At 52.6% G+C, this 17,527-nt stretch carries 17 protein-coding genes; 5 read left to right on the forward strand and 12 right to left on the reverse strand.

What is annotated here, in order from left to right; genetic code table 11:
• Positions 1-116 precede the first annotated feature (116 nt).
• The 7 genes from PRIO_RS21530 to PRIO_RS21560 all read right to left on the reverse strand — a co-directional run bounded on the left by PRIO_RS21530 (position 117) and on the right by PRIO_RS21560 (position 8,009).
• The gene (locus PRIO_RS21530) at positions 117-731 is read right to left on the reverse strand and encodes a 50S ribosomal protein L25 (protein WP_020427739.1); all 615 of its coding nucleotides are present in this window, start codon (positions 729-731) and stop codon (positions 117-119) included.
• A 480-nt stretch (positions 732-1,211) separates the two neighbouring features.
• Positions 1,212-2,177 carry an ABC transporter ATP-binding protein gene (locus PRIO_RS21535; protein ID WP_020427738.1) on the reverse strand — a complete coding sequence of 322 codons (966 nt, stop codon included), beginning with the start codon at positions 2,175-2,177 and terminating at the stop codon, positions 1,212-1,214.
• Positions 2,170-3,153: an ABC transporter ATP-binding protein gene (locus tag PRIO_RS21540; protein ID WP_020427737.1), complete on the reverse strand. Its 984-nt coding sequence runs from the start codon at positions 3,151-3,153 to the stop codon at positions 2,170-2,172. Before PRIO_RS21540 ends, PRIO_RS21535 begins: the two co-directional genes overlap by 8 nt.
• Before the next feature lie 14 nt (positions 3,154-3,167).
• Entirely contained in the window at positions 3,168-4,091 is a 924-nt protein-coding gene (gene opp4C, locus PRIO_RS21545; protein WP_020427736.1) for an oligopeptide ABC transporter permease, read from the reverse strand.
• A gap of 15 nt (positions 4,092-4,106) precedes the next feature.
• Entirely contained in the window at positions 4,107-5,060 is a 954-nt protein-coding gene (locus PRIO_RS21550) for an ABC transporter permease (RefSeq protein ID WP_046504629.1), read from the reverse strand.
• 60 nt (positions 5,061-5,120) lie between these two features.
• Entirely contained in the window at positions 5,121-6,875 is a 1,755-nt protein-coding gene (locus tag PRIO_RS21555) for an ABC transporter substrate-binding protein (RefSeq protein WP_046504632.1), read from the reverse strand.
• A gap of 231 nt (positions 6,876-7,106) precedes the next feature.
• Positions 7,107-8,009, reverse strand: coding sequence for an ArsR/SmtB family transcription factor (locus PRIO_RS21560; protein ID WP_020427732.1), 903 nt, complete (start codon positions 8,007-8,009; stop codon positions 7,107-7,109).
• Positions 8,010-8,221: 212 nt separating this feature from the next.
• Between PRIO_RS21560 and PRIO_RS21565 the strand changes: the two genes are divergently transcribed.
• The 3 genes from PRIO_RS21565 (at position 8,222) to PRIO_RS21575 (ending at position 10,746) form a co-directional block, all read left to right on the forward strand.
• Positions 8,222-8,503 carry a GNAT family N-acetyltransferase gene (locus PRIO_RS21565; RefSeq protein WP_020427731.1) on the forward strand — a complete coding sequence of 94 codons (282 nt, stop codon included), beginning with the start codon at positions 8,222-8,224 and terminating at the stop codon, positions 8,501-8,503.
• 43 nt (positions 8,504-8,546) lie between these two features.
• Positions 8,547-9,398, forward strand: coding sequence for a GNAT family N-acetyltransferase (locus PRIO_RS21570; protein ID WP_020427730.1), 852 nt, complete (start codon positions 8,547-8,549; stop codon positions 9,396-9,398).
• Between the two features lie 277 nt (positions 9,399-9,675).
• Positions 9,676-10,746, forward strand: a complete 1,071-nt coding sequence (locus PRIO_RS21575; protein ID WP_020427729.1) for an SDR family oxidoreductase — start codon at positions 9,676-9,678, stop codon at positions 10,744-10,746.
• A gap of 1,175 nt (positions 10,747-11,921) precedes the next feature.
• Here the strand turns inward: PRIO_RS21575 and PRIO_RS21585 are convergent.
• From PRIO_RS21585 to PRIO_RS21605, 5 genes are all read right to left on the reverse strand, one after another.
• The gene (locus PRIO_RS21585; RefSeq protein ID WP_020429140.1) at positions 11,922-12,290 is read right to left on the reverse strand and encodes a winged helix-turn-helix transcriptional regulator; all 369 of its coding nucleotides are present in this window, start codon (positions 12,288-12,290) and stop codon (positions 11,922-11,924) included.
• A gap of 138 nt (positions 12,291-12,428) precedes the next feature.
• A complete protein-coding gene (locus PRIO_RS21590; protein ID WP_141639116.1) occupies positions 12,429-13,262 on the reverse strand; it encodes a hypothetical protein in 834 nt (277 codons plus the stop codon).
• Entirely contained in the window at positions 13,211-13,663 is a 453-nt protein-coding gene (locus PRIO_RS21595; protein ID WP_020429138.1) for a flavodoxin, read from the reverse strand. Before PRIO_RS21595 ends, PRIO_RS21590 begins: the two co-directional genes overlap by 52 nt.
• 247 nt (positions 13,664-13,910) lie before the next feature.
• On the reverse strand, positions 13,911-14,279 hold the full coding sequence (locus tag PRIO_RS21600) for a VOC family protein (protein WP_046504640.1): 369 nt from the start codon (positions 14,277-14,279) through the stop codon (positions 13,911-13,913).
• Between the two features lie 99 nt (positions 14,280-14,378).
• Entirely contained in the window at positions 14,379-15,281 is a 903-nt protein-coding gene (locus PRIO_RS21605) for a helix-turn-helix domain-containing protein (protein ID WP_081487215.1), read from the reverse strand.
• A 232-nt stretch (positions 15,282-15,513) separates the two neighbouring features.
• Between PRIO_RS21605 and PRIO_RS21610 the strand changes: the two genes are divergently transcribed.
• Together PRIO_RS21610 and PRIO_RS21615 are read left to right on the forward strand one after the other, a co-directional pair.
• Positions 15,514-16,377: a class I SAM-dependent methyltransferase gene (locus PRIO_RS21610; protein WP_020429135.1), complete on the forward strand. Its 864-nt coding sequence runs from the start codon at positions 15,514-15,516 to the stop codon at positions 16,375-16,377.
• Positions 16,378-16,380: 3 nt separating this feature from the next.
• Positions 16,381-17,127 (forward strand): RluA family pseudouridine synthase, encoded by a 747-nt coding sequence (locus PRIO_RS21615; RefSeq protein WP_046504644.1) that lies wholly within the window; start codon positions 16,381-16,383, stop codon positions 17,125-17,127.
• Positions 17,128-17,527: the final 400 nt, after the last annotated feature.

Consider the following 17,527-nt stretch of genomic DNA (forward strand, 5'->3'; position numbering starts at 1 on the left):
TGATGACCCATATTCCGTTCCTGTGCAGCAAAAGGAGCAGACAGCTCCCCGGCAAGGATGCGTCTGCTCCTGTTAGCTGCGTATATTTAGTACGCCTATTTATCTCTCGATCCGATTTATTCTTCAGTCTTCTGTTCTTCGGCAGCCTCGGCAGCAGCAGGCTCGTCCGCTTCAGCACCCGCCGGCTCTTCCAGTGCAACAGGCGGTGCAATCCGCACAATCAGCGTATCTTCCGGGGTCAGCACTTCCCAGCCTTCATGCTTCGGCAGATCCGAAACCAGCAGCTGGTCGCCAACGTCGAGTCCGCTGATATCCACTTCAAAGGTGGCGGTCAGCTTGTCCGGCAGGGTGCGGATATCCAGCTCATACAGCTCAACCTGCTGAATGCCGCCGCTCTTCACGCCGACAGGATCTCCGGTGAAATGGAATGCAACCTTGGTATCCAGTTCGGCCTTCATGTCAATCTGGTGAAGGTCCACATGCAGCAGCTTCCGGGACAACGGCTGGCGCTGCACTTCCTGAATCACTACGTTTTTGGAGCCGGAGCCGGGCAGTTCCACCTTGAGGATGGCGCGCGGGTTTTTGCCCAGAATCTCGTTCAATGTCTTCGCATCCGCTGTAAAGGACTGGCTATCTGAACCTGCACCGTAGACGACAACCGGTACAAAGCCTTTGCTCCGCTGTGAAGAGGTCGATCCGGATCTTTCAGTCAAACGTACTGTGGTATTCATGATATTTCCTCCTAAAAGTTTTGTCAGCTTAGCTGCATTGAATAGTTCTTCGTACAAAACTGGCTTCGGAAGCATACGCTTAAGTTTTGTCAGCTCAGCTGCATTGAATAGTTCATTGCGCAAAACAAAAAAACAAGACCAATTAGAGCTGCAGGTCTAATTAGTCTCTTATTAAACGTATTTACCTACATTGGAATCAGTATAGCACTGCGGATATGGCAAGTCAAAAAAAGGGAATTTTCAATTTCGGGCCAGATTTATCTGTATAGAGCGAACTTGAAAAACTAACAAAAGGGAAAGGGGATGGAGGGGAAGTTTGGAACTGGAGGAGCGAATGCGTCCGCCTTTGTCTGCGGATTTCCACCGCGAACAGCGGTACAAATCAAGAAATCTGCAGACAACAGCGGCCGGAAGTCCAAACATTCTCCGTAGTCCCGACGAAGTCCCTAATGTAAATATCTTAAGTTCACTCTATATGAATCAAACCAAATGACAAGCGACAAAATGTCCGCCTCCGGCATCACGGAAAACGGGGTTCTCTGCTTTGCACACCTCTACAGCAAACGGGCAGCGGGTATGAAATTTGCAGCCGGAGGGCGGATTCGCCGGGCTGGGGATATCGCCTTTCAGGACGATCCGTTCCCTTTTCAGCCTGGGAACCGGCACGGGCACCGCAGAGAGCAGAGCCTTGGTATAGGGATGCAGGGGGTTGTGGAACAGCTCGTCCCGGGCAGCCGTCTCGACCATGGAACCAAGATACATCACCCCGATCCGCGAGCATAAATGCTCCACCACACTTAGATCATGGGAGATGAATAAATAGGCGAGGCCCTTGCTTTGCTGCAGCTTGCTGAACAGATTGATAATCTGGGCCTGAATCGACACATCCAGCGCCGATACCGGCTCATCGGCAATAATGAGATCCGGGTTCAGGATCAGCGCCCGGGCGATTCCGATCCGCTGGCGCTGTCCGCCGGAGAATTCATGCGGGAAGCGGTCGATGTGGTAGTAGGATAACCCGCAGGCTGCGAGCGATTCCAGAACCAGCTCCCGCACCTCATCCTTGGTGCATAAACCATGGTCCAGCAGGGCTTCGCCGATCGCATCGCCCACCCGCACACGCGGATTGAGTGCGCTGTACGGGTCCTGAAAGATCAGCTGCATCCGCGGCCGCAGCAGCCGAAGCTCTGCAGGAGAGAGGCTGTGAATATCTACTCCTTTGAACTTTACCTCGCCGGCCGTTTTCTCGGTCAGGCGCAGAATCGTCCGGCCTACCGTGCTTTTGCCGCTGCCGGATTCTCCGACCAGCCCGAAGGTTTCGCCCGGCTGAAGGGTGAGGCTGATGTCATCGACGGCCTTCACATGTCCAACGGTCCGGTTCAGCAGCCCCTCGGTGACCGGAAAATACTTCTTCAGATGGCTAACCTCAAGCAGTGCTTCAGACATGGACTTCCGCCTCCTCGTACAGCCAGCAGGCTGTCTTTTGTCCGCCGTCCAGCTCCTTCAGGCGGGGCTGGCGGCTGCGGCAGACCGGCATACAATGCTCGCAGCGGTCATGGAAATAACAGGATTGCTCAAGCATCAGCGGATTCGGCACCTGACCCGGAATGGAATACAGCTCCTCCAGACGCTGGCCCACCACCGGCTTGGATTTCAGCAGCCCCCTGGTATACGGATGCTTGGGGTGATTGAACAGCTCCACGACTCCGCCCTCTTCAACAATTTGGCCTGAATACATCACAATCACGTAATCGGCCATTTCTGCGACAACGCCCAGATCATGGGTAATCAGCAGAATGGACATCCCGCTGTTTTCTTTGAATTCCCGCAGCATATCGAGAATCTGCGCCTGGATGGTCACATCGAGCGCAGTGGTCGGCTCGTCGGCAATCAGCAGCTTCGGGTTGCAGGAAACGGCAATGGCAATCATGATCCGCTGAAGCATCCCGCCGCTTAATTCATGAGGATAGCTGCCAAAAATCTGTTCAGGGCGCGCAATGCCCACCTGCGTGATCAGCTCGACGGCCCGGATACGCGCCTGTTTTTTGCTCAGCTTCAAATGCACCATCAGCGGCTCCATGATCTGCTCCCCGATCTTCATTACCGGATTGAGCGATGACATCGGCTCCTGAAAAATCATGGCGATTTCATTGCCGCGGATAGCCCGCAGGGTATTCTTGTCAAGCCGCAGCAAATCTTCCCCCGCAAAATCAATCCGCCCTCCGTTCACCTGTCCGCCTGGCGCTTCCACCAGCCCCATAATGGACATGGCAGTTACACTTTTTCCGCAGCCGGATTCACCGACAATGCAGACCGTCTCTCCTTCGCGGACCTGGAAGCTTACTTTATCCACTGCGGTCACTTTTCCTTCTTCTGTATGAAAAACGGTGCTTAGTCCTTCAATTTTCATTAAATGCTTCATCAGCTGCTGGCCACCTACCTCTTCTGTTTGGGATCAAGCACGTCTCTGAGGCCGTCACCGAATATATTAATGGCAATCACTGTGGCAAAAATGGACAAGCCCGGAGGAATCCACAGCCATGGATGATCCTGAAAATCAATCATATTGTTCGCCGCGTCAATCATGTTGCCCCAGGTCGGCGTAGGCGGCATGACGCCCAGCCCGAAAAAGCTGAGCACCGATTCGCTGAGAATCGCTCCGCCGATGTTCAGTGTAGCCATGACAATCAGCAGCGGGACCACATTCGGGAGCAGATGATGGAACAGCTTCCGGCTGTCGCGCAGGCCCAGCACAACAGCAGCCTGCATAAATTCCCGCTCCCGCAGGCTGAGCATCTGTCCCCGCACCATCCGGGCAAGCCCCGGCCAATTCACAATGCTGAGCATCAGCATGACGATATACATCCGGTAGTCTGTCGGAACCTTCCATTCCGAGAGCAGCGCCCCGAAGATAAAAAGCAGCGGCAGGCCGGGTATCGTCATCAGCAGATCGGCGATCCGCATAATGATCTGATCCGCTATGCCGCGGTAATAACCGGCAACCGCCCCCAGCAGTGCGCCAATGAACACGGACAGCACCATGGATGCCAGACCTACAGTCAGTGATATCCGTCCGGCCTGCATCACCCGGGTCAGGATGTCCCGGCCCAAGGCATCGGTCCCCAGCAAATGCTGCAAGCTTGGCGCCTTGTTCATCATCGCCATATTGATTTTGTTGTCCGCATAAGGCGAAAAGAACGGGCCGATAAAACATAAAGCAAACATAAACACAACCACTCCAAAACCGGCTACAGCGAGCCTGTTCTTCATCAGCCTTTTCAAAGACTGTCTGAACAATGAGGACTTTTGCCTCTGCACCTGCGGCTCGCGCAGCCCGGCCAACCTGCTGTTAACTGTCAAAACGGCATCTTCCCCCTATAACCGGACGCGCGGATCGGCCACCCGGTACAGAATATCCGAGAGCAGCGTTCCGATGACGGTCAGAATGGCAATAAACATCGTAAAGCCCATGAGCAGCGGGTAGTCCCGGAGCCCGAAGGATTTCATATACAGCTGGCCGATCCCCGGCCAGTTGAAAATCTGCTCGATAATCAGCGAGCCGCCGAACAGTGCCGGAAGCTCGAAGCCGACCAGCGTAATGGCCGGCAGCAGGGCATTGCGCAGCGCATGGCGGAACAGCACCTTCCGCTCCTTAAGCCCTTTGGCCCGTGCAGTGCGGATATAGTCCTGCTTCAGCACGTCAATCATATTGCTGCGGAAATAACGGGTTAATGAACCCAGGCCAAGCAGAGTCATCACCACAACGGGAAGCGCCATATGCCGCACCACTTCCTTGAGATAGGCCAGCCCCGTGGCATGGCTGCCCGTGGTAATCATCCCGCCCGGCGGGAGCCACTTCAGATCTACCGCCAGTATCTTGATCAGGAACAAACCGATAAAAAAGGACGGCAGCGACATTGCGGCAAAAATAGCCACCATCACCAGCGTGTCAAACCAGGAATATTGCTTATAGGCAGAGATTACGCCGACAATAACCGCAATCACCCAGGTTAGAAAGGTGGACACGGCGGCCAGCAAAAAAGAATTCCAGATATAATCGTTGAACAACTGAAGCACCGGCTTCTGCTGGGCAAGCGAATACCCGAAATCCCCATGGAATGCATTGTTCATCCAGGTGCCGTAGCGTTCCAGCACCGGCTTGTTCAAGCCGTAAATTTCCCGCAGCTCGGCTTTGCGCTCCGCAGTCAGCTTAATATTGCCCGTAATGAAATCGCCGGGCGTCGATGCATACAGGATGAAGATGAGCAGTGAAGCCGCAAACAGAATGATGAGCATGTACAGCAGTCTTTTTGTCAGATAGGTACTCATGACCCGCTCCTTATGAGTCGTCCCCTGCCCGTTACATCCAGGCAGGGGACGACTGTGTAGTTATTTCAACGTCCACTCCGGCAGGCTTCCGGCAAGTCCGATGAACGGGCTGACCGTCAGATTCTGTATGCGCCCATTGTAGGCATAGACTGTTTTTTTGTAGCTGGTGAACAGGATCGGCAGTTCATCATTGAATAGCTGGTACAGCTCCTTATAGACGGCCTTGCGCTGCTCAATATCTGTAGTAGCCAAAGCTTTGTTGTACAGTTCCAGGAATTTCGGATTGTCATAATCAGTGATCTCTCCGTCAAAAAACTGCATGAACCCGTCCGCCGGATCAGTCAGCATACTGGTGGAGAAGGATACCAGATCGTAGTCTCCGCCTTCAACCTTGGACACCAGGGAGTTAAAGTCGGCAAAAACCTCCGGCTGGAATTCTATACCCAGGGCTTCAAAGTTCTCCTTGGCTACAGCGATGAAAATATCGGTGTTTTTGCTTTTGGAGCCGAGATAATGGATCGTCAGCGGTTTGCCGGCTTTTTCGCGTATTCCGTTTGCGCCAACAGTCCAGCCGGCTTGATCCAGCAGCTGCTTGGCTTTTTCCGGATCATATTTGTAAGGATTGATGCCCTCCTCGGTATAGGCCCAGGAGATCGGTGACGCCGGAATATTGGCAATGGAGCCCGCTCCCTGCGCAGCATCTACATAAATGCTCTGCCGGTCCAGCCCGTACATAATCGCCTGTCTGACCTCTTTATCCTTCAGCTGCTCATGCTTCAGATTGACCTGCATGTAGCCGTAGGTGCTGGGTGTATAAGGAAGGATGTTCACAAATCCGAGTGCTTTCAGCTTCTCAATATTTTCATCCGTGGCGCTGAAGGAAGCGTAATCGACCTCCCCCGTCTCCAGGAACTGCCACACATCGCCTTCAGAGGTTTTATAGATGAAATGTTCTGTTTTGGGTTTGCCTTTGAAATAATTTTCGTTGGCTGTAAAGCGCACTTCCTGCCCGGGCAGGAATTTCTCCAGCTTGTAGGGGCCGTCGCCGAGCGGATGCTCGTGCAGCTTTTTGATATATTCCAGGTGGCCGAATGTGTAGTCCTTACCGTAATAAGCTTTGGAGAGCACATTGGAGCCGAGGGTCACCAGTGCCGTAGCATTTGGTTTCTCCAATGTTACCGAGATCGTCTGCGGGTCGATGACTTTGATCCCTTCAATTGTTTTGGCCGTGCCTTCTTTATAGGCTTTGCCGCCTTTTACGTTCATGGAAGGCACAGAAGAGCCGCCGTCATAGGCTTTGTCATATTGAATGGTCCAGGTAAAAGCTACATCATCCGCTGTAAGCGGCGAGCCGTCGCTGAACTTCAGGTCTTTCCGCAAGTGGAAGGTGTATGTAAGCTGATCATCCGATACATCCCAGCTCTCGGCCAGCTCGGGTGTAGGAACACCTTTGTCATCCACAGTTACGAGGGAGGCATACAGCAGGGAAGATACGTTGCCGTCATAGCCGCTCTCTTGAAAATAAGGCGTAAAGGCGCCGCTGGGATCGGTCAGGCCGACAATAATCGTATCATTGCGGTTCTGGGCGACAGCCGGTAGCTTGGATAAATCCGCTGCTGTAAAAGGCTCGCTCAGCGCACCCGCAGGCACAGGTGCCGGAGAGGCCGACGCTTCAGTTCCGGTTGTACCCGGATCAGAAGTTGCAGACGCCGGAGCGTTGCCGGTTGCAGAATTGCTGCTGTTGTCCGAGCAGGCTGTCAGCAGCAGGGAACCGGCAATCAGCAGTGTGGACAATACAAGCGTACTTTTTCTCATGAAATCATCTCTCTTCTCTCCAAAATGAATAAAACTTATAATTCCTACCCACTAAGTATGTTTAAGACCGATAGTTCACATTATAGGAAAAGTTTGTGGTTCTGTAAAGAGAGAACTTTATTTAATTTCTCCTTGAACAGAATTCACCGGGAAAATCCGCAACATAAAAAGCCAAAGCTTTCTCTTCAGCAGAGAATACTTTGACTTGTTGTGATGCCGGAAGGCCGGATGTTATTGCAAATATTCGAACAGCTGCTCATTCATCCGGCGGATTCCTTCCAGACGCAGACTGTAGGCGATGACGTTCTCCCCTTCGATGTAGGCATGAAGCAGGCCCGCACAGCGGAGGCTGAAAATATGGTCATGGACAATACCCTTGGAGATTCCGGCCTGCCTGGCGATTTCGGTAAAGGTTTTGCGCCCGCCGCCAAGCGATTGAAGGATCTTCAGACGGCTTTTCTCCCCCAGGCTGCGCAGAGTCCTGTACATCGAAGGCGAAATTTCTTCATCCGCTACAGAGATTCTCGCCGCATAATGGCAAATCGTCAGCGGACCGAAGCTGTAAATAATATTGGCAGGCTGAAAATGAAACTGCGGTATCAGCACCAGCTTGCGCAGTCCGTCTCCCGGCAGGAAATAGAATCCGTTCGTTGTCCTGTTTACAAAATCGGATACAGCCCTGTTATCCGCTTCCAGTCTCTGTTCTTCCGTATGCTGCCGCAGTTTGCCGATGATCTCAGGGCTGGTGCCCCTGAAATACTGCCGGTTCCACTCGGACAGCAGAAAGTGCATGCGGCTGCGGAATTGATCCATCTGCACCGGGAACACGCTGATGTATTCCGAAAGCGTCTCATACATCTCCCCTACCGGCAAGCGCTCCAGCCATTCCAGGGCAGTGTCTACGCTGTCCTTCACAGGACACTGATAGATCAGCAGATTCAGCAGCTTCCAGTCATTCCCGAGCTCCGTCTCCTCCAGAGCGGACAACAGCTCCGGGCTAAGCTTGCCCGCGACTTCAGCAGACCAGGAGGTGCCCAGGTCCATCTTCTTATTGGATTTTTTGCATATAAACGTATGTATGCTGCTCACTAATTCGTATACCGGCTCAAACTGAACCTCTACCTCGTATTCCACTGCCATTCCCCCTGAAGCAACTTCTATTCATCACAGCGTTAGTGTCTTAATCTTATGGTATTTTACGGAGCATACGCAAGTTTATATAAATCACGCTGCTCATCGGGTTATACAGGTACGGCCAGATTCACCATCAGCCGCTGCCTGCCATCTCGCTTTTTCCAGATCAGGGTAGTAAAATATAGTCACTATATCCGATTGGAGTGAAGAATATGGAATCGATTGAACAGGGAGAAGGAAGATTTTATATAGCTGGTGACGGTAAGGACCTTGCCGAGATAACATACAGAACGGATGAAACAACGGGAAATTGGGTTATTGACCATACCTTTGTCTCAGAAGATCTGCGCGGCCAAGGTGCCGGTGAGAAGCTCGTGCGGGCGGTTGTGGATAAAGCCCGGGCAGAGCAGGTTAAGATCGTACCCCAGTGCCCTTATGCTGCCCATCAGTTCAAGAAGCATGAGGAATACGGGGATGTGCTCAGCAGGAGCTGAGCAGGGTCCATTGGGCCATAGTAATTTTTAGGAGGCTATGCGTTTGAATACAGCTGAAATGTTAAAGGATATAGAGGAACTGCAGCAGCGCTGCGAGCAATACGAAGGCATCAGCCTGAAGCTGAATTGGGACATGCTGCGCTTGTCACCCGAAGCCGGCGGAGCGGAATGGCTGGTAACCTATGAGGAAGATGTCCTGGCTGGTTTTATAGGACTGTATGGGATTGCCGGTGAAATGGAAGTCTGTGGCATGGTCCGGCCGGGGTTCCGGCGCAGAGGGATTTTCACCTCGCTCTGGGAGCAGGCGCAGAGCATCATTAAGCGCAACCAGATCAGGACACTGCTGCTGAATGCCCCGGCCAGCTCGGCCTCGGCGGCAGGTTTTCTGAAGACTCTGCCGGTGGTTTTCAACCATGCGGAGTATCAGATGAAATGGGACGGGTCTGCTGTCCCGCAAGGTTCGCCGGAAGCCAGTTCAGCCGCAGGTGCCGTAGTTCTGCGGCCTGCGCGCCAGGATGAAGCGGATCTTCTTGTTGAGCTGGACTGCTCAGGATTTGACATGTCCAAAGAAGATGCCGCAGAAATGTACACTCAGCAGATGAATGAGAATCAGCAGGAACAGATCATCATCGAAATGAACGGCCAGCCCGCCGGCAAGATGCGGCTGTGGACGGAAGACAACGAAACCTGGATCTACGGGTTTACGGTAGATAAGAAACTGCGCGGCCTGGGCATCGGCCGGAGCGCGCTTTTGCAGACCATTGAACGGGAGCAGCGCAATTACAATGGCGTCAACCTGGAGGTAGCACTTGACAATCCGAATGCGCTGAGGCTGTATGAAAGCTGCGGCTTTGTTATTTTGAACAAGCAGGATTACTACCGCTATACCGGCTGAGGAATATTACAATCTGTACAGCACTCTTTCTTTTGGCGACCACGCCTTAGGGAAGGGTGCTTTTTAATATGGACATTGTAGTAGTTTCTTAGACTTCGGGTTAGGTTCTTAAGTTCACTCTATATTAAGGCCACTCTAGTTCAAGGTACTCTAGTTCAAGCTTACTCTATGTATTGTTACTTTCAGGTGCCTATATAACCCCAAAGTGCGTACTATTCACGCTCTGGCCCGGCAGACATAATGATGGCATACCCAAGTTGAAGGAGAGAACCTGCTTATGAATCCTAATGATGCTGTACAGCGCAAAACTGCACTGGTTATTGGAGCGAACGGTGTGATCGGCCGCAATCTGATCGGGCACCTGGCAACGCTTCCTGAATGGGACATTATCGGAGTTTCCCGCCGGGGCGGAGTGAACACAAGCCGTGTCCGCTATATCGCCGCCGATTTGCTCGACGCTGAAGAAACCCGGCTGAAGCTGGGGACTCTGCCGGAGGTGACGCATATCTTCTATGCCGCTTATCAGGAACGCCCCACCTGGGCGGAGCTGGTGCCTCCGAATCTGGCCATGCTTGTGAACGCCGTAGAAGCTGTTGAGCCCGTTGCCCGCAATCTGCAGCATATCAGCCTGATGCAGGGCTATAAAGTGTATGGTGCCCATCTGGGTCCCTTCAAGACCCCTGCCCGGGAAACGGATGCCAATCACATGCCGCCGGAGTTCAATATCGATCAGCAGAACTTCCTGGAGCAGCGCCAGATAGGCAAAACCTGGACCTGGTCGGCGATGCGGCCGTCTGTGGTCTGCGGCTTTGCACTCGGCAACCCGATGAATCTGGCCATGGTCATTGCCGTTTATGCCTCTATATCGAAGGAGCTCGGACTTCCGCTCCGGTTCCCCGGGAAGCCCGGTGCTTACCATAGCCTGCTGGAAATGACGGATGCAGGCCTGCTGGCACAGGCAACCGTCTGGGCAGCAACCGACAGCCGCTGCGCCAATCAGGCATTTAACATTACGAATGGCGATCTGTTCCGCTGGGACGAGCTCTGGCCGAAGCTTGCCGCATTTTTCGGGCTGGAGACGGCCCCTCCGCTGCCTATGTCCCTGTCAGTAGTTATGGAGGACAAGGAAGCACTGTGGAACGGGATGGTGGAGAAATACAGCCTGGAGCCGAACAGCTACCGGGATGTGTCCTCATGGGGGTTCGGAGATTTTGTATTTTCCTGGGATTATGACTTTTTTGCGGACGGGAGCAAGGCGCGGCGGTTCGGATTCCATGAGTTCATCGATACCGAAGCGATGTTTATGAACATATTTACGGACCTCCGCAGCCGGAAAGTGATCCCGTAACCAGCATCAGCAGTCCTATTTATTGATGTCTGGCTTGGAGCAGAACACCAGCCCACGCATATTGCGAATTTCCGTCTGTAACAACATCTCCCTAACGGGGCAACAAAAAACTGGAGCTTACAAAGTCAGAGTTCCTTTAGAACTAAGGGTAAGCTTCGCTTACCCCAAAACATATAAATCTTATCTTTGAACAAAACAGCTACACCGTCCTTGACTGGATAAGGTAGCCGTTTTGGATTTCAGTTTAGCGTTGCCTGAAGAACCCTTTATGTATCCTTCGGCAATTCCAAGTGGAAAACGGTTATCTAATTTGCCCCAGCACCCTGTTCTCCACACATTAAGTGGAAAAAGGTACTCTAATTCAGCTCATTTCGCTCCTGACGAGGGAATATGGCCCAATTAAGTTTCCTTTTTCCACTTAAATCTCACAATGGTTGATTTTGGGGAGAAATAAGTTCCCTTTTTCCAACTAGCATTTGCGAAGAAGCCGGTGAGAAAACGCTACTTGGAATTAGGATATCTATCTAAGTTGAACTTTAGTTTTACATTGTAGGGTATGGTCGTAACTGCGGGGAATGTTTGGACTCCAGCCGCTGTTGTCGTAAGAATTTCTTGATTTGCACCGCCTTTAGCGGTTGAAATCCGGTGACTGTTTATGCTGAAGATAGCGAGCTTTCCTACGGAAAACTTCAGGCGGACGCATTCGCTCTGTAAGTATCCAAACTTTCCCTCCGCACTTCTACCCTTTTTTGAATTTTTTAAGTTCATAATATATAGACCGACTGGTCTCCCAACTTTATAGTTCCCAAGATAAGGGCAAACTGGCCTTCGACGCTCTAACAACGGTATTTCTGCCGTTGTTTCCGGGCAAACCAGCCCTTCGACGCTCTAACAACGGCATTTCTGCCGTTATTTCCAGGCAAACCGGCCTTCGGCGGCCTAACAATGGTATTTCTGCCGTTATTTATGGGCAAACTGGCCATCGACGCTCTAACAACGGTATTTCTGTTATTATTTATGGGCAAACTGGCCTTCGACTATTCTGCCACTGTTCGTTACAAATTCGTCCAAAGGTGTTTATCCCCAACTTTATACATATCTTATCCACAAGAAAAGGAAATCATCATTTCCTGAACCACGGGGAAAGCCTGACCCTTCTACAGGGCCAGGCTTCATTATGCTTTCGTTTGCGGCTGGGCCAGCACGGCGGCTTGATCCCCATAGACCCGCTCAATATGGGCATCGCCCCATCTGCACATCAGATGCAGGATTTCCTTCAGGCTCCAGCCGTAATCGGTCAGCTCATACTCGACCCTGGGCGGAACCTCATTGTATACGGTCCGTTTGATAACCCCATCCTCTTCCAGCTCCCTGAGCTGCTGTGTAAGCACCTTCTGGGTAATGACAGGCATCAGGCTTATAAATTCTCCGTTGCGCTTCTTGCCGAAGGTAAGAAAGAACAAGATCACCGGCTTCCACTTGCCGCCAATCACCTCAAGCGTAGCTTCCACAGCGGTATTATATGTTTTGATTGGTTCCGGCATGGCTGTGAACACCCCCTGCTCTAACCATAGCGCCTCGGCAGTCCACTGGCAAGCTCAAGCTGCGCCGAAGAAGCTACCACTTACATTTCGCATCCCTCCGCTAAACAAGCTCAAGCAGCAGCACAGCAGAGCCACCACTTACATCAGACCGTACCCCCGCTGAACCAGCTCATCGTGCTCACTCCTGCGTTCTCCGTATTTCAGCATCCGTGCGGCCGACTCCTCCTGCTTCATGAACACGGACAACAGCCGCACGTAATCAAGGGATTCCGGGAGCGGAATCCCTGCTCCGTCAAAAATATGCTGGCGGCCGTCCAGCAGAGAATAAACCTCCACCTTATCGGCCGGCATTCCGTACGCCTGATGACAAAACACATTCGCCATGTGCAGGAATCCGGTGATCACTTCATCATTTCCGCTCACCATAAGTTTCTGGATGCTGAGGCAGCGGCCCGGGACTGCAGAATTCCAGGCCAGCTGAAAAATCATCGCCAGCTCAATGCCCAGCTCCGGCACCGGCACATGCCACTGCTCATAGAGCAGCACCGGAATGTCCTGCAGGTGATTGACACTGGCTCTTCGCATCAGCTCATCGGTGACCGCCGTCTTGACCTCCCAATAGTGCATGAGCGAAGGAAAAGCATCCCCTTTGGGAGGCCAGCGGCGCTCCAGCAGGAACTGGATTGGCGTCTCCCTCCGCACCTCCGGCTGGAGACTATAGAAATCATTCAGCGTATGCCCTACCGCATACTGCACCTGCTGCCTCCAGCGCGGAAGCCCGGTGGCCGCCGTCCCGCTGCCGGAAGCCTCCGCTCCGCCCAGCATAATATGCTCCATGCGGAAATCATTCAGCCGGCTGAATTGGACGGCCGGTGCTTCGCTTCTTCCTGCTGTCCTGCTTCCCGCCGCGCCGCCCATTCTCAGGATACCGCCGCGCAGGTTTCGATGAATTGGCGGCCGAAGCTGCGGCAAGCTTCTTTTTCCGCAGCATTGGGTCCGTATTCAATCTTCAGACTTTCCTGGACAATCTCCGCCCCGCGCTCCCGCAGCTTCTCTTCGATCTGATTCACGGCACCGCAATATATTTCATAGCCGGTATCTCCACTGCCGAAGGCTGCTGCCTTGCAAGCTGTCAAATCCAGCTCATCCATCTCTTCGTAGAAATCCAGGAATTCATCCGGCAGCTCGCCATCCCCCCAGGTATATGCGCCCAGCAGCACACCCTCATAGGCTTTGATCTCATCCGCATTGCAGTCCGTGACCGATTTCAGCACAGCCTCACCGCCTGCCTGGCGAATGCCTTCCACAATCAGTTCAGCGATTTCTTCCGTGTTGCCAGTCAAGCTGGCATATGCCACAAGCACCTTAGCCATGTATAGGTTCCTCCCAAAGTTAACATTTAATTTGTCCGAAAATTCAAGCCGGAACTCCGAAATGTGAGGTGGAATTCAAACAGAAATTCAAGCTCAAATCAATCCCATGTATTGCTAACCCCATTCTATTTGATAATGATTCTCATTGTCAATACAAAAAAGCAGTAAACACGGTCCCCCGGTTCACCAACCGGATAGAGCCCGCATTTACCGCTTCAGTATGATCTCTGATGGCGTAGTTATGGGTTCAACAATATGCGCCTTCCAGCAAAGTAATTCCATTGCCGTCCGGGTCACGGAAATTCATTTCCTTGCCCCCATACTCCATGGTGGCCGGCGGCTGGCAGTCCAGCCCTCTCGCCTTAAGCTGCTCATAGGTTTCATCCAGGCTGCTGCAGGAGAATACCAGATTCACAACACCCGTAGTGTGCTTGCCCCATTTGTTCTCATTCCAGATAATCAGTCCCGGCTGTCCCTTGTCAAAACCGATCTTGGCCCCGTCATAATTGCCAAACCCCTCAAACGGAACTGGAACCCCGAGCAGCTCCGCATAAAATTTTGCCAAAGCGGCCGTATCCTTAGTATACAGGTTAATGCCTTCAAAAGAAGAAATCATCTGTTCGCACTCCTTCAAGATTATTTTCTTAGCTGCACATTGGCCCGCTGAACATAGTGTACTTGCTTTTGGAGTTATTGTATTGCAAAAAAACGACATCTACCTCCGCGCATAGGCCAAAGCCTCCAGCGGCGTTTTTCCGGCAAATTTCTTGAAGCTGTTGATCATATGCGACTGGTGGGTGTAACGGTAATCGTAAACCATATCCAGCATTGCCTTGCGGGGCGGGGGCGACAGATACAAGTCCAGCCATACATTTTGAAACCGGACCAGATCCGCAGTCTTTTTGGGCGTAAGGCCGATATATTCACGAAAAAGCCTCTCCAGCTGCCTGCTGCTCACCCCTGCGCTGTTCTCAAGCTCTCTGGCGTTAACCACGCCTCTGTGCCTAAGAATACTGTAGACGGCATTCATCATGCTGTCAGGGCCGCCCCGGGTCCTCCGGTCCAGACGCTTCAGCAGGTAATTTTCTGCCGCAGCGATGCAATCTGTAAATGTACGGGAAGCTTGAAGCCTGTGGCCCAATTCTTCGCGGAATGAGCCAAAATAGTGCTCCACCGGAACATGTACATTAAGCACATCCCTGAGATGCTCGTCCGCGAACAAATGCACCGCCCAGAAATGAAACCGGATGGCAAAATACAGCTTGCCGGTGGGCTGACCAGCTTGTCCCGTTTCAAACGGGGCATCATTGATTCCGCAAAATACCCCTCCGGCTTCACCTGCAGCCGCATCCCATTCCCATATAATATCCATACATGTATCTGGTATAATCACTTCCGGCTCCTGAGTCAGGGAGACTTGCCCAACAAGGGGCGTCCCGGGTTCGAATGCACCTGCCTGCTGCAGCGCCGCACTGCCCCAGAAGCAGCGGATATAGGGCCGCAAGGCCCGGCAAGGCAGAATCTCACTGGCCCCCGCCGGGTTGGCCGTAATCGGATAATACAGCTCCGAGAGGTCATACATCACCTTCCGCCTCCATTCCGAATCTAATCCGATCATACACAATCACCGCCGGAAGCGCCAGAATTACAACGGCTTCGGACTCTTTTCCGGCTTCTTTTTATTGCTGTCTAATTCTATTGGCTTCCATGTTTAGGGTGGAAATATTATACACTCCGGGGCAATGGGGCAAAATGTGAATAGTCGCAGCTTTGCAACCATTTTGTTTGTAGCCGCAAGGAAAAATGTTGTACAATAAAGGCTAAATGACTTTTTGAAGGATGGATAAGAGATGTATATAGCAAGTGATTGGAAGGACTACGAGGTCATCGATACCGGAGGCGGAGAAAAGCTGGAGCGCTGGGGAGACATTATTCTCCGCCGGCCTGACCCGCAAATCATCTGGCCGCTGGCCCATGAGACGGCAAAATGGCGCGATGTGCATGGACACTACCACCGCAGCTCCGCCGGAGGCGGGCAATGGGAAATGAAGAAAACCATTCCGGACAACTGGAAAATCAGCTATGGCAAGCTGAAATTCCATCTGCGCCCGACCAACTTCAAGCATACCGGCCTATTCCCCGAGCAGGCGGCCAACTGGCGCTGGATGATGGACAAGATCGCTGAAGCGGGCCGTCCGGTTTCCGTGCTTAATCTTTTTGCTTACACGGGCGGCGCTACTGTCGCAGCAGCCAGCGCAGGAGCTTCCGTCGTGCATGTGGATGCCGCCAAAGGCATGGTTCAATGGGCGAAGGAAAATGTGCAGCTCTCCGGACTGGCTGAACGTCCGGTCCGCTTTATTACCGACGATGTCTTCAAATTCGTACAGCGTGAGCAGCGCCGCGGCAGCAAGTATGACGCAATCATCATGGACCCGCCTTCCTACGGCAGAGGACCCGGCGGCGAAATGTGGAAACTGGAGGCGAGCCTGTATCCGTTCCTGGAGAGCTGCCTGGAAATAATGAGCGACCGGCCGCTGTTCATGCTCATCAACTCCTACACCACCGGCATTTCGCCAACGGTTCTCCGCAACATGCTCTCGATGACGATGGGCAAGCGTTATGGCGGCAAGCTCACCTCCGGTGAAATCGGCCTGCCGATTACCGCCTCCGGGATGAATCTGCCCTGCGGAATTTTAGGCCGCTGGGAGGCGTAAGCCATGCCAGGAATAATACCCGGTGCATCCGGGGATTCCGGCAGCGGAAGCTCCCGGTTCGAAATCCTGTACGAAGACAACCATTTGCTCGGCATAGTGAAGCCCGTTAATATTCCTGTGCAGGAGGACGCTACAGGAGATCCCGATCTGCTCAGCCTGCTGAAGGAAGATGTGAAGGAACGCTTTCATAAACCGGGCAATGTCTACATGGGTCTGGTCCATCGGCTAGACCGGCCGGTTGGCGGGGCGATGATTTTTGCCAAGACCTCGAAAGCCGCTTCCCGGCTGTCCGAGAGCGTCCGTTCCCATAGCTTCCACAAAGTATATTTGACTGTGGTTCATGGAAAACCTCCTGCCGCGCAGGGCCGTCTGGTCCACACGCTGCTGAAGGATGCCAAGACCAACACGGTCACGATTGTCCGCAAAGGCACACCCGGCGGCAAGGAGGCCATTCTGGATTATACGGTGATCGGCAGCGCCGAAGGTTACAGTCTGCTGAAGATTGACCTGCTTACCGGACGTTCCCACCAGATCCGCGTACAGCTAAGCGGCATCCGGTGCCCCCTGTATGGTGACCAGAAATACGGAGCCGCTGTCAATAAGCCGGGCCAGCAGATTGCTCTGTGGTCTGCAGTCGTCGGCTTTCCGCATCCCGTGACCAAAGAGGAAATTGAACTGATCTCTCTGCCCCCGCAGACTCATCCGTGGAGCCTGTGGTCACAGCATATACAAAAGCAGGCCATCCTTTAACGGAGGCCTGCTTTTTGTATATAGTTTCTTTTGTTCAAATAGATCAGATTCATCTTTTTCGGTGAATAAAAACTTGGAGCTTACGAAGCCCAGTTTGTTGTATGATCTGCAAGATTTTTGCCCATTATGAGTGCTTTGAGCGAAGATTGTTGTACATGGTGCAATATCTTTACCCATTTGAAGTGCCTAGAGCCCATATTGTTGTACATGGTGCAAGCTTCCCGCCTATAATACGAGGTTAGGAGCATTGCTGGTGTGTGGCTTACGCCGGTGTCCTTAGCGGGCACATTACCGTTCCGTTCCCTTCCCTCGTTTGGATGCGGACAGCAGATCCGTTAATGAGGCAGATCTGGCGATTTCATAGCTCAAGCGGACACAGATTCCGTTATTTGACCAGCCC

Source organism: Paenibacillus riograndensis SBR5, from assembly GCF_000981585.1.
Classification (GTDB): Bacteria; Bacillota; Bacilli; order Paenibacillales; family Paenibacillaceae; genus Paenibacillus_AQ; species Paenibacillus_AQ riograndensis.

Bases quoted from the DNA above. Each gene is read 5' to 3' on its own strand.
- PRIO_RS21540 (WP_020427737.1), bottom strand. From the start codon at position 3,153: ATGAAGCATTTAATGAAAATTGAAGGACTAAGCACCGTTTTTCATACA.
- PRIO_RS21575 (WP_020427729.1), top strand. From the start codon at position 9,676: ATGAATCCTAATGATGCTGTACAGCGCAAAACTGCACTGGTTATTGGA.
- PRIO_RS21550 (WP_046504629.1), bottom strand. From the start codon at position 5,060: ATGAGTACCTATCTGACAAAAAGACTGCTGTACATGCTCATCATTCTG.
- PRIO_RS21600 (WP_046504640.1), bottom strand. From the start codon at position 14,279: ATGATTTCTTCTTTTGAAGGCATTAACCTGTATACTAAGGATACGGCC.
- PRIO_RS21605 (WP_081487215.1), bottom strand. From the start codon at position 15,281: ATGATCGGATTAGATTCGGAATGGAGGCGGAAGGTGATGTATGACCTC.
- PRIO_RS21615 (WP_046504644.1), top strand. From the start codon at position 16,381: ATGCCAGGAATAATACCCGGTGCATCCGGGGATTCCGGCAGCGGAAGC.
- PRIO_RS21595 (WP_020429138.1), bottom strand. From the start codon at position 13,663: ATGGCTAAGGTGCTTGTGGCATATGCCAGCTTGACTGGCAACACGGAA.
- PRIO_RS21555 (WP_046504632.1), bottom strand. From the start codon at position 6,875: ATGAGAAAAAGTACGCTTGTATTGTCCACACTGCTGATTGCCGGTTCC.
- PRIO_RS21610 (WP_020429135.1), top strand. From the start codon at position 15,514: ATGTATATAGCAAGTGATTGGAAGGACTACGAGGTCATCGATACCGGA.
- PRIO_RS21565 (WP_020427731.1), top strand. From the start codon at position 8,222: ATGGAATCGATTGAACAGGGAGAAGGAAGATTTTATATAGCTGGTGAC.
- PRIO_RS21530 (WP_020427739.1), bottom strand. From the start codon at position 731: ATGAATACCACAGTACGTTTGACTGAAAGATCCGGATCGACCTCTTCA.
- PRIO_RS21535 (WP_020427738.1), bottom strand. From the start codon at position 2,177: ATGTCTGAAGCACTGCTTGAGGTTAGCCATCTGAAGAAGTATTTTCCG.
- PRIO_RS21585 (WP_020429140.1), bottom strand. From the start codon at position 12,290: ATGCCGGAACCAATCAAAACATATAATACCGCTGTGGAAGCTACGCTT.